Annotated in this window: 12 protein-coding genes; 8 read left to right on the top strand and 4 right to left on the bottom strand. The window is 56.8% G+C overall.

Annotated elements, in window-relative coordinates:
* Positions 1–6: 6 nt before the first annotated feature.
* The 4 genes from ABLU95_RS23380 (at position 7) to tldD (ending at position 7429) form a co-directional block, all read left to right on the top strand.
* Positions 7–588 (top strand): nucleoside triphosphate pyrophosphatase, encoded by a 582-nt coding sequence (locus ABLU95_RS23380; RefSeq protein WP_023291155.1) that lies wholly within the window; start codon positions 7–9, stop codon positions 586–588.
* 2 nt (positions 589–590) lie between these two features.
* Positions 591–2060, top strand: coding sequence for a ribonuclease G (gene rng / locus ABLU95_RS23375; RefSeq protein ID WP_004206239.1), 1470 nt, complete (start codon positions 591–593; stop codon positions 2058–2060).
* A gap of 37 nt (positions 2061–2097) precedes the next feature.
* Positions 2098–5895, top strand: coding sequence for an AsmA2 domain-containing protein YhdP (yhdP, locus tag ABLU95_RS23370; RefSeq protein WP_348880433.1), 3798 nt, complete (start codon positions 2098–2100; stop codon positions 5893–5895).
* Positions 5896–5983: 88 nt separating this feature from the next.
* Entirely contained in the window at positions 5984–7429 is a 1446-nt protein-coding gene (tldD, locus tag ABLU95_RS23365) for a metalloprotease TldD (RefSeq protein WP_004206236.1), read from the top strand.
* Positions 7430–7464: 35 nt separating this feature from the next.
* Here tldD and aaeR read toward each other — a convergent pair whose 3' ends face one another.
* Complete coding sequence (gene aaeR, locus ABLU95_RS23360) at positions 7465–8394, bottom strand: HTH-type transcriptional activator AaeR (protein ID WP_002918641.1); 930 nt, start codon at positions 8392–8394, stop codon at positions 7465–7467.
* A 131-nt stretch (positions 8395–8525) separates the two neighbouring features.
* Between aaeR and aaeX the strand changes: the two genes are divergently transcribed.
* From aaeX to ABLU95_RS23340, 4 genes are all read left to right on the top strand, one after another.
* Entirely contained in the window at positions 8526–8729 is a 204-nt protein-coding gene (aaeX, locus tag ABLU95_RS23355) for a p-hydroxybenzoic acid efflux pump operon protein AaeX (protein WP_002918640.1), read from the top strand.
* A gap of 7 nt (positions 8730–8736) precedes the next feature.
* Complete coding sequence (aaeA, locus tag ABLU95_RS23350) at positions 8737–9669, top strand: p-hydroxybenzoic acid efflux pump subunit AaeA (RefSeq protein WP_023291152.1); 933 nt, start codon at positions 8737–8739, stop codon at positions 9667–9669.
* Between the two features lie 5 nt (positions 9670–9674).
* Positions 9675–11642: a p-hydroxybenzoic acid efflux pump subunit AaeB gene (gene aaeB / locus ABLU95_RS23345; RefSeq protein WP_023291151.1), complete on the top strand. Its 1968-nt coding sequence runs from the start codon at positions 9675–9677 to the stop codon at positions 11640–11642.
* 79 nt (positions 11643–11721) lie between these two features.
* Positions 11722–11997, top strand: a complete 276-nt coding sequence (locus ABLU95_RS23340) for a barstar family protein (RefSeq protein ID WP_002918629.1) — start codon at positions 11722–11724, stop codon at positions 11995–11997.
* 50 nt (positions 11998–12047) lie between these two features.
* Here the strand turns inward: ABLU95_RS23340 and yhcN-B are convergent, their stop codons facing one another.
* The 3 genes from yhcN-B to argR all read right to left on the bottom strand — a co-directional run bounded on the left by yhcN-B (position 12048) and on the right by argR (position 13521).
* Entirely contained in the window at positions 12048–12314 is a 267-nt protein-coding gene (yhcN-B, locus tag ABLU95_RS23335) for a DUF1471 family stress response protein YhcN-B (RefSeq protein WP_002918627.1), read from the bottom strand.
* 99 nt (positions 12315–12413) lie between these two features.
* Entirely contained in the window at positions 12414–12677 is a 264-nt protein-coding gene (gene yhcN, locus ABLU95_RS23330; RefSeq protein ID WP_017899932.1) for a peroxide/acid stress response protein YhcN, read from the bottom strand.
* A 373-nt stretch (positions 12678–13050) separates the two neighbouring features.
* Positions 13051–13521, bottom strand: a complete 471-nt coding sequence (gene argR, locus ABLU95_RS23325) for a transcriptional regulator ArgR (RefSeq protein WP_002918625.1) — start codon at positions 13519–13521, stop codon at positions 13051–13053.
* Positions 13522–13712: the final 191 nt, after the last annotated feature.

Below are 13712 nucleotides of genomic sequence, written 5' to 3'. Positions count from 1 at the left end.
GTTGATATGACAACTCTGTATCTTGCTTCTGGTTCCCCGCGTCGGCAGGAACTGCTGACTCAGCTTGGTCTCGCGTTCGAGCGTCTGGTTCCTGGTATCGAGGAGCAGCGCCAGCCGCAGGAGAGCGCGCAGCACTATGTCGTGCGCCTGGCGCGCGAAAAGGCGCAGGCCGGGGTGGCGCTGGCATCGCGGGATTTGCCGGTTTTGGGAGCGGATACGATTGTTATTTTGAACGGCGAAGTGCTGGAAAAACCGCGCGACGCCGAACACGCTGCAGCGATGCTGCGCCTGCTTTCCGGCCAAACCCATCAGGTCATGACCGCGGTGGCGCTGGCGGATAAGCAGCAGACGCTGGATTGTCTGGTGGTCACGGAAGTGACCTTCCGGCCGCTCAGCGAGCAGGATATCGCCGATTATGTGGCCAGCGGCGAGCCTTTAGATAAAGCAGGTGCATACGGTATTCAAGGGTTGGGTGGCTGTTTCGTCAGGAAGATTAATGGCAGCTATCACGCCGTAGTCGGCTTACCGCTGGTGGAAACGTATGAGTTGCTCAGTAACTTTAACTCACTGCGTAAAGAAAAGGGATAAAGATGACGGCTGAATTATTAGTGAACGTAACGCCATCCGAAACGCGCGTTGCGTATATTGATGGCGGTATTCTGCAGGAAATCCATATTGAGCGTGAAGCGCGACGCGGAATAGTAGGCAATATCTACAAAGGTCGTGTTAGCCGAGTGCTGCCGGGAATGCAGGCGGCTTTTGTAGATATTGGTCTGGATAAGGCGGCGTTCCTCCACGCCTCCGATATCATGCCGCATACCGAGTGCGTTGCCGGTGAGGAGCAAAAGCAGTTTACCGTGCGCGATATTTCGGAGCTGGTGCGCCAGGGCCAGGACCTGATGGTCCAGGTGGTTAAAGATCCGCTCGGTACCAAAGGCGCGCGTCTGACCACCGATATTACCCTGCCTTCCCGCTATCTGGTCTTTATGCCGGGCGCCTCCCACGTGGGGGTCTCTCAGCGCATTGAAAGCGAAGCCGAGCGCGAGCGGCTGAAAAAGGTCGTGGCAGAGTACTGCGACGAGCAGGGCGGATTTATCATTCGCACCGCCGCGGAAGGCGTTCACGAGCAAGAGATGGCCGCCGATGCCGCCTATCTTAAGCGCGTATGGACCAAGGTGATGGAGCGCAAAAAGCGCAACCAGACCCGCTATCAGCTGTACGGCGAGCTGGCCCTGGCTCAGCGCGTGCTGCGTGATTTTGCCGACGCGCATCTCGACCGGATTCGCGTCGATTCGCGGCTGACCTACGAGGCGCTGCTCGAATTTACCGCCGAATATATCCCGGAAATGACCAGCAAGCTGGAACACTACAGCGGCCGTCAGCCGATATTCGATCTCTTTGACGTTGAGAACGAAATTCAGCGCGCGCTGGAGCGTAAAGTCGAGCTCAAGTCCGGGGGGTATCTGATCATCGACCAGACCGAGGCAATGACCACCATCGATATCAACACCGGGGCGTTTGTTGGGCACCGCAATCTTGACGATACTATCTTCAATACCAATATCGAAGCCACCCAGGCGATAGCCCGCCAGCTGCGTTTGCGTAATCTCGGCGGCATTATCATCATTGATTTCATCGACATGAACAATGAAGACCATCGCCGGCGGGTGTTGCACTCCCTGGAGCAGGCCCTCAGTAAAGACCGGGTGAAGACCAGCATCAACGGTTTCTCCCAGTTGGGGCTGGTGGAGATGACCCGTAAACGCACCCGCGAAAGCGTGGAGCATGTGCTGTGCAACGAATGCCCGACCTGCCACGGACGCGGAACGGTAAAGTCCGTGGAAACGGTATGCTATGAGATTATGCGTGAGATCGTTCGCGTGCATCATGCTTATGATTCCGATCGCTTCCTGGTCTATGCTTCCCCTGCGGTGGCGGAAACCCTGAAAGGGGAAGAGTCGCATGCGCTGGCGGAAGTGGAGATCTTTGTCGGCAAGCAGGTGAAGGTACAAATTGAGCCGCTCTATAATCAAGAGCAGTTCGATGTGGTTATGATGTAAAACACTGCGTCATTGTGCGGCTGACAAGGAGAGAGGCGTGAGGCGACTGCCCGGGATTTTATTGCTCACCGTGGCAACACTGATTGTTATCGTCGCGCTGCTGGTGAGTGGCTTGCGTCTCGTGTTGCCGCAGCTCGATGCCTGGCGTCCGCAGCTGCTGGAGAAGATCTCCTCTCTCACCGGCACGCCGGTGGATGCCTCGCAGATCGCAGCCAGCTGGCAAACTTTTGGCCCAACATTAGATGTCCGCGATATTCATGTCGGGCTGAAAGATGGCGGGACAATGGCGGTCAAGCGCGTGACCCTGGCGCTGGACGTCTGGCAGAGTCTGTTGCATATGCGCTGGCAGTTTCGCGATCTCACCTTCTGGCAGCTGCAGATCCATACCAATACCCCTATTCAGACCAATGACGGCGGCGAAAGCCTGAAAACCGACCGCGTCAGCGATCTCTTTTTACGTCAGTTCGACCACTTTACTCTGCGCGACAGCCATCTGAGCTTCCTGACTATTTCCGGTCAGCGGGCGGAGCTGGCGGTCCCGCAGCTGACCTGGCTTAACGGCAGGAACCGTCACCGCGCCGAGGGGCAGCTCAGCCTTTCCAGTCTCACCGGCCAGCATGGCGTCATGCAGGTGCGGATGGATCTCCGCGACGAGGATGGCCTGCTGAACAAAGGCCGGGTCTGGCTGCAGGCTGACGATATTGACGTCAAGCCCTGGCTGGGCCGCTGGATGCAGGACAATATCGCCCTGAAAAGCGCCCGCTTCAGCCTCGAAGGCTGGATGACCATTGAAAAAGGCGATGTGGCCAGCGGCGACGTATGGCTGAAAAAAGGGGGCGCCAGCTGGCAGGGGGATAGCGAGGTTCATCACCTGTCAGTGGATAACCTGACGGCGCATCTCTCCCATGACAAGCAGAGCTGGGGCTTCTACATTCCCGATACGCGGATCGCGATCGACGATAAACCCTGGCCAAGCGGCGCGCTGGCGATGGCGTGGATCCCGGCGCAGGATGTCGGTGGCGACGGTCATCAGCGTAGCGATGAATTACGTATTCGCGCCAGCAACTTAGCCCTCAGCGGTCTGAGCGGACTGCAGCCGTTTGCCGATAAGCTGGCGCCTTCATTGGGCGAACTCTGGCGCACCACGCAGCCCAGCGGCAAAATCAACCTGCTGGCTCTCGATATTCCCCTGCAGGCGACGGAGAAAACGCGCTTTCAGGCGCAGTGGAGCGATCTGGCGTGGAAGCAGTGGAAACTCCTGCCGGGAGCGGAACACTTTTCCGGCAGCCTGAATGGCAGCGTTGAGCATGGGGAACTGCGCGCGCGCATGACGAAGGCGCTGATGCCGTATACCGGTGTTTTCCGGGCCCCGCTGGAGATCGCCGCTGGCGAAGCCACCCTCAGCTGGGTGAAAAATGACAAAGGCTTTATGCTTGATGGCCGCGATATTGACGTGCAGGCGACGGGGGTACGCGCCCGCGGCGGCTTCCGCTATCTGCAACCGCAGGGGGACGATCCCTGGTTGGGCATTCTGGCGGGGATCAGCACCAACGATGGCGGCCAGGCGTGGCGTTACTTCCCGGAAAACCTGATGGGCAAAGCGCTGGTGGACTATCTCAGCGGCGCGATTAAAGCCGGACAGGCACGCGATGCGACGCTGGTGTATGGCGGCAACCCACATTTGTTCCCGTATCCGCACAACGAAGGCCAGTTCCAGGTTTACGTCCCGCTGAAGAATGCCACTTTCGCTTTTCAACCGGACTGGCCGGCGCTGACCGGGTTGAATATCGACCTTAATTTTATCAACAGCGGCCTGTGGATGCGGGCGGAGAAAGCGATGCTCGGCAACGTGACCGCCAGCAATCTCGATGCCGCGATCCCGGATTACGCGCAGGAAAAACTGCTGATTGATGCCGATATCAAAGGCCCGGGGAAAGAGGTGGGACCTTATTTCAACACCACGCCGCTGAAAGAGACCCTGGGAGCGGCGCTGGATTCCCTGCAGCTGGATGGTGATGTAAGCGCTCGCTTACATCTGAACATTCCCCTCGATGGCGAAATGACCACCGCGAAAGGCGATGTGCATCTGCAGAATAACGATCTGTTTATCAAGCCGTTAGATACCACGCTGCAGAATCTGAGCGGTAATTTCAGCTTTGTGAATGGCGATCTTAATAGTCAAACGTTGAGCGCGACCTGGTTTAATCAGCCGCTGAACCTCAATTTTTCCACCCGCGAAGGCGAAAAAGCGTTTCTGGTGGATGTCGGGATGAACGCCAGCTGGCAGCCGTCGCGCACCGGGCTGCTGCCGAAAGCGGTTAATGAGGCGCTGAGCGGTAGCGTTCCGTGGGAGGGTAAAGTCGCTATCGAACTGCCGTACCATGGCAATGCCAGCTATAAGGTTGATATCAATGGCGATCTGAAGAATGTGAGCAGTCACTTACCTTCACCGGTCAACAAGTCCGCTGGCGAACCCCTGCCGGTCAAAATTAACGTTGCCGGCGGTCTGAGCAGCTTCGACCTGACCGGATCCGTTGGCGCGAAGAATCATATCAACAGCCGCTGGTTGCTGAACCGTAAGCTGACGCTGGACAGAGCGATCCTCACGACGGACAGCAAAGGCCCCTCTCCGCTGCCCGACCAGCCCGGCGTTGAGCTCAATCTGCCGCCGATGGATGGCGCGCAGTGGCTGGCGCTGTTCCAGAAGGGCGCGGCGAATGAAGTCAGCAGCAGCGTCCTCTTTCCACCGCGCATTGTGCTGCGTACGCCGTCGCTGGCGCTGGCCGGCCAGCAATGGAACAACGTGAGTCTGATGTCGCAGCCGGTCACCGGCGGTTCACAGGTTGAGGCGCAGGGGCGCGAGATCAACGCCACCCTGACGATGCGCGACAATGCCCCGTGGCTGGCAAATGTGCGTTATCTCTATTTCAACCCGGCCAGCGCCAGCGGCAAGGGCGGAACGGAGAACGTGGCCCCGCAGGCGGAGACGCGGCTGGATTTCCACGGTTGGCCCGATCTGCAGCTGCGCTGCGCGGAATGCTGGCTGTGGGGGCAAAAATATGGCCGTATCGACGGCGATGTGGCGATCAAGGGCGATACCTTAACGCTCTCCAACGGCCTGGTGGATACCGGGTTTGGCCGGCTGACGACCGACGGCGTGTGGGTTAACGCCCCTTCCGGGGTGCGCACCTCGCTGAAAGGCAGACTGCATGGCAATAAAACGAATGAATTTGCGGATTTCTTTGGCGTTTCCACACCGGTGAAGGATTCGCCGTTTGATATCGACTACGATCTGCACTGGCGCGCGCCACCCTGGTCACCCGATGTCGCGTCGCTCAATGGGATCATTAAAAGCCACCTCGGCAAGGGTCAGTTTACCGACCTGAGTACCGGACACGCAGGCCAGCTGCTGCGTTTGCTGAGCGTCGATGCCCTGCTGCGCAAACTGCGCTTCGACTTCAGCGATACCTTTAGCGAAGGATTTTACTTCGACTCGATTAACAGTACGGCCTGGATTAAGGATGGTGTACTGCATACCGATGATACGCTGGTGGATGGCCTGGAGGCGGACATTGCCATGAAAGGGTCGGTCGATCTGGTGCGTCGTCATCTGGACCTGCAGGCGGTGGTGGCGCCGGAGATCTCCGCGACCGTCGGCGTGGCGGCGGCCTTCGCCGTCAACCCAATTGTCGGCGCGGCGGTGTTTGCCGCCAGCAAGGTGCTGGGGCCGCTGTGGAACAAAGTCTCGATACTGCGCTATCGCATCACCGGCCCGATTGACCAGCCGCAGATCAATGAAGTGCTGCGCCAGGCGCGCAGCAACAAAAAGCAATGATTTGACGATTGCCGGGAATTGCCGCAATCTCAATAGATAGCCTTCTGTATTTCCGCCTGTCAGGCGGCAACAAACGAGTAGCATAACGATGAGTCTGAACCTGGTAAGTGAACAATTACTGTCGGCAAATGGCCTGAATCATCAGGACCTGTTTGCCATTCTTGGTCAACTGACCGAGCGCCGCCTCGATTACGGCGATCTCTATTTTCAGTCGAGCTATCACGAATCCTGGGTTCTGGAAGACAGCATCATTAAAGATGGGTCGTACAATATCGACCAGGGCGTAGGCGTGCGCGCCGTCAGCGGCGAAAAAACGGGCTTTGCCTACGCTGACCAGATCAGCAAGCTGGCGCTGGAGCAGAGCGCCCAGGCGGCGCGGACCATTGTGCGCGAGACTGGCAATGGCAAAGTACAGACCCTCGGTGCCGTAGAGCACAGCGCCCTCTATACCAGCATCGACCCGCTGCAGAGTATGAGCCGGGAAGAGAAGCTGGATATTCTCCGCCGGGTAGACAAAGTCGCCCGCGCGGCGGACCAGCGCGTGCAGGAGGTTTCGGCCAGCCTGAGCGGGGTCTATGAGCTGATTCTGGTGGCCGCCACCGACGGCACTCTGGCCGCCGACGTTCGTCCGCTGGTGCGCCTCTCGGTCAGCGTGCTGGTGGAAGAGGACGGCAAACGCGAGCGCGGCAGCAGCGGCGGCGGCGGGCGTTTTGGCTATGACTATTTCCTCGCCTCTCAGGAGGGCGAAGTACGGGCCGACGCCTGGGCGAAAGAAGCGGTGCGCATGGCGCTGGTTAACCTCTCGGCGGTCGCCGCCCCGGCGGGGATGCTGCCGGTGGTGCTCGGCGCCGGCTGGCCTGGCGTTCTGCTGCACGAAGCGGTCGGTCACGGCCTGGAAGGCGATTTCAACCGTCGCGGCACCTCGGTCTTTAGCGGCCATATGGGGGAATTAGTCGCCTCTGAGCTGTGCACCGTCGTGGACGACGGCACCATCGTCGACCGTCGTGGCTCGGTGGCCATCGATGACGAAGGCACGCCGGGTCAATACAATGTGCTGATCGAAAACGGCATCCTGAAAGGCTACATGCAGGATAAACTCAATGCGCGTCTGATGGGCGTCGCGCCGACCGGCAACGGCCGCCGTGAATCCTATGCCCATCTGCCGATGCCGCGTATGACCAACACCTATATGCTGGCGGGCCAGTCCACGCCGCAGGAGATTATCGAGTCGGTGGACTACGGTATCTTCGCGCCTAACTTCGGCGGCGGGCAGGTGGATATCACCTCCGGTAAGTTTGTCTTCTCCACCTCCGAGGCCTATCTGATCGAAAAAGGCAAGGTCACGAAGGCGGTGAAAGGCGCTACCCTGATCGGCTCCGGGATTGAGACTATGCAGCAGATTTCGATGGTGGGTAACGATCTGCGTCTGGATAACGGCGTCGGCGTCTGTGGCAAAGAGGGCCAGAGCGTGCCGGTGGGCGTTGGCCAGCCGACCCTGAAGGTCGATAACCTTACCGTCGGCGGCACTGCCTGATCCTGAGCGGGTTCCCGGCGTCGCCGGGAACCGCTTCAGCGGGCGATCCCTCTGCCGTGCATCCCCTGATAGATCTTCGCCACGTCGACAAAATACTCCGTCAGATAATTGATACAGACCTGCACTTTCAGCGGCAGTTTATCCTTTTCGGTGTACAGGGCGTAGACCGGACGCGGATCGGACTGGTAGCTCGGCAGCAGGATCTCAAGCTCACCGCGATTGATCTCTTCGATCGCCCACATCAACGGCACATAGGCGATACCCACCCCGGCGGTCAGCCAGCGCACCAGCGTCATGGGGTCATTGGTCACAAAGCGCCCCTGCGGGGTCAGGCGGGTTGAGATCCCTTCCGGCGCGATAATGACAAACTCATTGTCCGGCCGCACGCTATATTCCAGCCAGGCATGCCCGGCAAGATCGGCCGGTTTCTCAGGATTGCCAGCCTGCGCCAGATAGCTTTTCGCGGCGCATAACACCATCGGCATTGAGCCCAGACGGCGGGAAAAAAGACTGGAATCCTGCAGGGCGCCCACGCGGATCACCACGTCAAGACCGTCGGCGATCAGGTCCGGCGCAGGTATGCCGGTGACCAGATTGACGGAGAGCCCGGGGTATTCTTTCAGCATTTTCGCCGTTATGCGCGCCAGAACATTCTGTGCCATAGTTGAAGAGCAGCCGATACGCAGCGTTCCGATAGGGGTGTTGTTAAATGCGTATAATTGCTCATGGACATCCTGTGCTTCAAACAGCATCCTACGGCAGCCCTGATAGTAAATTTTACCCGCTTCCGTTAAGCCAAGGCTGCGGGTGCTGCGGTTGAGCAGCTTCACCTGCAGTTCATCTTCCAGTTTGGCGACGGTCTGACTGATCGAGGAAACGCTCATCTGAAGCTGGCGGGCCGCTGCGGTGAAGGAACCTAATTCGACCACTTTGGCGAAAACGGACATGCGCTTTAATCGTTCCATTATTCACTCTGGCTTAAAAGTGATTTAGATCACACATTGTAGATAATGCGGCAATCGTTACGTTAATATATTGTTAGCTACATAATAAACGCATCTGCTCACTACCTGTACGCTTCTTATTCAAGGTCATCATGAGTCTGTTTCCTGTCATCGTGATTTTCGGCTTATCGTTTCCGCCGATCTTCTTCGAGTTGCTTTTGTCGCTGGCCATCTTCTGGCTGGTGCACCGATTGCTGGTTCCGACCGGCATTTACGATTTTGTCTGGCACCCTGCACTGTTTAATACGGCGCTATATTGCTGCCTTTTTTATTTGATATCGCGCTTGTTCGTTTGAGGTTGATGTGAAAACACTAACAAGAAATATCCTCCGTACCGCTATTACCGTGATACTGGTCATTTTGGCCTTCGTGGCGATTTTCCGCGCCTGGGTTTACTACACCGCCTCGCCGTGGACGCGGGATGCGCGCTTTAGCGCCGACATTGTGGCCATTGCTCCCGACGTCTCCGGGCTGATTTCCCAGGTAAACGTCAAGGATAACCAACTGGTTAAGAAAGACCAGGTATTGTTCGTTATTGACCAACCTCGTTACCAAAAAGCGCTGGCGCAGGCGGAAGCCGATGTCGCCTACTATCAGACCTTAGCCCAGGAAAAACGTGTCGAAGCCGGTCGGCGTAATAAGCTTGGCGTCCAGGCGATGTCGCGGGAAGAGATTGACCAGGCGAACAACGTGCTGCAGACCGTTGAGCATCAGCTGGCGAAAGCGGTGGCCAGCCGCGACCTGGCCAGACTGGACCTGCAGCGCACGGAGATTCGCGCCCCCGCGGATGGCTGGGTGACCAACCTTAACGTCTATACCGGGGAATTTATCACCCGCGGCTCCACGGCGGTGGCGCTGGTCAAAGAGAATACATTTTACGTCATGGCCTATCTGGAAGAGACCAAACTGGAAGGCGTCCGCCCTGGATACCGGGCGGAAATTACCCCGCTTGGCAGCAGCAAAACCATTAAAGGCACGGTGGACAGTATCGCTGCGGGGGTAACCAACGCCAGCAGCAGCAGCGACTCGAAAGGGATGGCTTCGGTGGATTCCAACCTTGAATGGGTGCGTCTGGCGCAGCGTGTGCCGGTTCGTATTCGCCTTGACCACCAGCAGGGGAATCTGTGGCCATCGGGCACGACGGCGACGGTGGTGATCACCGGTAAAGAAGACCGTGATACCAGCCAGGCCAACTTCTTCCAGAAACTGGCTATGCGCCTGCGCGAATTCGGTTAATCGCTATGGGGACATATACTATTGCTCCCCAGCATCTCCGCTTTGCTATTAAGCTTGCATGCGCGGTGGTGTTGGCGCTGTTCGTCGGCTTCCATTTTCAGCTCGAAACGCCGCGCTGGGCGGTGCTGACCGCGGCGATTGTCGCCGCTGGCCCGGCCTTTGCCGCCGGGGGAGAGCCGTACTCCGGCGCGATCCGCTATCGCGGCATGTTGCGTATTGCCGGGACCTTTATTGGCTGTATTGCGGCGCTGGTCATCATCATCCTGATGATCCGCGCCCCTCTGCTGATGATGCTGGTCTGCTGCCTGTGGGCCGGGTTTTGTACCTGGGTTTCGTCGCTGGTCAAGGTCGAAAACTCCTATGCCTGGGGGCTGGCCGGATACACCGCGCTGATTATCATTATTACCATCCACACCGATCCAATGCTGGCGCCGCAGTTTGCCGTTGAGCGCTGCAGCGAAATCGTCATCGGGATTGTCAGCGCCATCGTCGCCGATCTGCTGTTCTCCCCGCGTTCGATTAAAAAAGAGATCGACCTTGAGCTGGATAACCTGCTGATTGCACAGTATAAGCTGATGCAGTTATGCGTTGCGCACGGCGAAAAAGATGAAGTGGATCAGGCCTGGGGAGCGCTGGTGCGTCGCACCACGGCGCTGGAAGGAATGCGCAGTAACCTGATTATGGAGTCCTCTCGCTGGGCTAAGGCGAATCAACGCCTGAAGGCGATCAATACCCTCTCGCTAACGCTTATCACCCAGGCTTGCGAAACCTACCTGATTCAGAACTCGCGCCCGGAAATGGTGACGGACGACTACCGCGAGCTGTTCGCTGAGCCGGTTGAGACGGTGCAGGATGTTCACCAGCAGCTGAAGCGTATGCGTCGCTTCCTGACCTGGAAAGGCGAGCATAATACGCCGGTCACCATCTACAGCTGGGTAGGCGCAGCCACCCGTTACCTGCTGCTTAAGCGTGGCGTGGTGGGCAACACCAAAATCAGCCGCATCGAAGACGGTGTATTGCGCGGCGAAACGGTGGTTAAAGTGGAGTCCGCCGAGCGTCACCACGCGATGGTGAACTTCTGGCGTACCTCTGTCTCCTGTATCCTTGGGACGCTGTTCTGGCTGTGGACGGGCTGGACCTCAGGCAGCGGCGCGATGGTGATGATTGCCGTGGTTACCGCGCTGGCGATGCGCTTGCCTAACCCGCGAATGGTGGCGATAGACTTCCTCTACGGTACTCTGGCGGCGTTACCGCTGGGTACCCTGTACTTTCTGGTGATCATGCCGGCGACGCAGCAGAGTATGCTGTTGCTTTGTATCAGCCTGGCGGCGATGGCGTTTTTTATCGGTATCGAAGTGCAGAAAAGGCGCCTCGGATCGCTGGGGGCGCTGGCGAGCACCATCAACATTCTGGTGCTGGATAACCCGATGCAGTTCCAGTTCAGTCAGTTCCTCGATAGCGCGCTGGGGCAGATCGTCGGTTGTTTCCTCGCCCTGATGGTTATTCTCATTGTCAGGGATAACTCCCGGGCAAGAACCGGTCGGGTGCTGCTGAACCAGTTTGTCTCCGCGGCGGTCTCTTCGCTGACCACCAACTCGGCGCGTCGCAAAGAGAATCATCTGCCCGCGCTCTATCAGCAGCTGTTTTTATTGCTCAACAAATTCCCTGGCGATGTCGCCCGTTTCCGTCTGGCGTTGACGTTAATCATTGCCCACCAGCGCCTGCGCGATGCGCCCGTGCCGGTGAATGAGGATCTGTCGGCGTTCCATCGCCAGCTGCGACGTACCGCGGATCATGTGATCTCCGCCGGGAGCGATGATAAGCGTCGGCGCTACTTTACCCGGCTGCTGGCGGAGCTTGATGTTTATCAGGAGAAGCTGCGGGTCTGGGAGGCTTCGCCGCAGGTGACCGAGCCGGTACGGCGACTGGTTGAGATGTTGCACAAGTACCAGCATGTGCTGACCAGCAGTTAACCCATAAACCGACGCCCAGGCGTCGGTTTTTTTATCGCTATACTTAACGGCGACAGGAAGAGAAGCGGGAGGGGCTGCCATGACCACCTATACGTTTGATTTTGACGAAATCGCCGAGCAACAGGATTTCTACCGGGAGTTTTCCCGCACCTTCGAGCTGGCACAGGATAAGGTCAACAACCTTGATTCGCTATGGGACGCGGTGACCGGTGGGCTGCTGCCGCTGCCGCTGGACATTGAGTTCATCCATTTAAATGACAAGCAGCGTCGGCGCTTTGGGGCGTTAATTTTATTATTTGATGAAGCAGAGGAAGAGCTGGAGGGGGAGTTACGTTTTAACGCCCGGCAGGCATAAAAAAGCCCCCGGCAGGCGGGGGCAAGTCGTCGAAATAAGACGACGAGGGTTTATTTGTACAGCTCAGCGGTGGCGTGCCAGCTATCGCCGGTACGTGCTTCAATAATACGGTAGCTGCTGGCGCCTTCTTTCTCGGCTTTAGCGGCCAGTTCCTGACGCATGTCCATTGGCGCACTACCTACCTGGGAAACCGAGATGGTGCCCATGGACTGCAGGTTCTGGGCTTGCTCAGCGTTCACTTGCTGAACGGCCGCGCTAGCGCCGAAAGAGAGAAGGGAAGCCAGGCCAAGGGATGCGATGATCATTGCGCGTTTCATAATCTTTACTCCAGTCTTTGTTTTGCCGCGGCGGGGCGATGAATGAGGCCGGGCCGCGGTAGAGAATTTTTGTCGGGTTAATCGTTGACGATCTAAAACTTATTTATACAGCTCAGCAGTGGCATGCCAGTGGTCGCCAGTGCGGGCTTCGATAATGCGGTAAGAAGAAGCCCCTTCTTCCTGCGCTTTTTTGTTCAGCATTTCATGCATATCCATCGGGGAAGAGGCTACCGCGCCGACGGAAACTGTACCGATGGCCTCGCGGCCCTGGGCTTGCTCGCTGTTGATAACATCAGCGGCGAAAGCGCCAAACGACATGACGGACAGGATGCTGAGAGCTGCTACAGTGGTTTTGATTTTCATGATGTTCACCTCGTCGAATCTTTTTGTTGAGGGTCTTTGTTTCGTGACCCTCATCACAAAAACAAGTATACACTAATCACCAAAAATATTAATACCATGCTAATTGTTTTGTGCGTTAATAGTTACAATAAATTGCGCTTTTTATAACCGATAAGAATTAAAAATGACGAGTCACAGACGGAGATAAGTTTTATTTCTAATAAAATCATAAAGGTATACGATTTTGATCTTTCGTGCGTTTTAGGCGTTTCCCTTACGTAAAAGAACGTATAGACAGGCTAAATCACACGAAATGTTAAATTTTTGTTGAGTTGAAAGGGGGGAGGGAGAGAAGAGGGGGAATCACCCTCTGACGGTTGCCAGAGGGGAATGCTCAGAGTTCCTGTTCGAACAGCACCAGGATAGCGTCGTGCAAATCTTTCACTGTGAAACCGCGCGCTGGCGTGGTGAAGATGGTGTCATCCCCGGCGATGCTGCCAAGAATACCTTCCGCCTTGCCCAGTGAGTCGAGAAGACGGGCGATCAGCTGCGCTGCCCCGGGGCTGGTGTGAATCACCACGACGGCATCGTTATAATCGATATCCAGCACCAGATTTTTCAGCGGGCTAGAAGTGGTCGGCACGCCAAGCTCGGCAGGCAGGCAATAGACCATTTCCATTTTGGCGTTACGGGTACGAACCGCGCCAAATTTGGTGAGCATGCGGGAAACCTTCGATTGGTTGATATTCTCGAAGCCTTCTTCCTGCAGCGCCTGGACGATCTCTCCTTGCGAGCTGAATTTCTCTTCTTTAAGCAGCGCTTTAAACGCTTTAACCAGTTCTTCTTGTTTTGCCGAACTTCGCATAAGTCACCCAGATTATGGTGGTAAAATCAACATCATTATGCATAACCGTGAATTTTTATGCAAATAATCCGCGAGGGGATAGGTCAATAATGTTATGAAGGGGGCATATTTTAGCAAAAAAACCGTATAAGGAACATGTTCTCATCACAACGCTTAAAGGCATGTAAAAGTAAATGAAATGTTATTGAGTT

Origin of the sequence: Klebsiella sp. GG_Kp146, assembly GCF_040061975.1 — a bacterium.
Classification (GTDB): Bacteria; Pseudomonadota; Gammaproteobacteria; order Enterobacterales; family Enterobacteriaceae; genus Klebsiella; species Klebsiella quasipneumoniae.
Note: the sequence above shows the minus strand (reverse complement) of the source record. Positions and strands in the feature narration are given on the sequence as shown.

Coding starts and splice junctions, on each gene's coding strand:
- ABLU95_RS23380 (WP_023291155.1), top strand. CDS start 7: ATGACAACTCTGTATCTTGCTTCTGGTTCCCCGCGTCGGCAGGAACTG.
- rng (WP_004206239.1), top strand. CDS start 591: ATGACGGCTGAATTATTAGTGAACGTAACGCCATCCGAAACGCGCGTT.
- tldD (WP_004206236.1), top strand. CDS start 5,984: ATGAGTCTGAACCTGGTAAGTGAACAATTACTGTCGGCAAATGGCCTG.
- aaeR (WP_002918641.1), bottom strand. CDS start 8,394: ATGGAACGATTAAAGCGCATGTCCGTTTTCGCCAAAGTGGTCGAATTA.
- aaeX (WP_002918640.1), top strand. CDS start 8,526: ATGAGTCTGTTTCCTGTCATCGTGATTTTCGGCTTATCGTTTCCGCCG.
- aaeB (WP_023291151.1), top strand. CDS start 9,675: ATGGGGACATATACTATTGCTCCCCAGCATCTCCGCTTTGCTATTAAG.
- ABLU95_RS23340 (WP_002918629.1), top strand. CDS start 11,722: ATGACCACCTATACGTTTGATTTTGACGAAATCGCCGAGCAACAGGAT.
- yhcN-B (WP_002918627.1), bottom strand. CDS start 12,314: ATGAAACGCGCAATGATCATCGCATCCCTTGGCCTGGCTTCCCTTCTC.
- yhcN (WP_017899932.1), bottom strand. CDS start 12,677: ATGAAAATCAAAACCACTGTAGCAGCTCTCAGCATCCTGTCCGTCATG.
- argR (WP_002918625.1), bottom strand. CDS start 13,521: ATGCGAAGTTCGGCAAAACAAGAAGAACTGGTTAAAGCGTTTAAAGCG.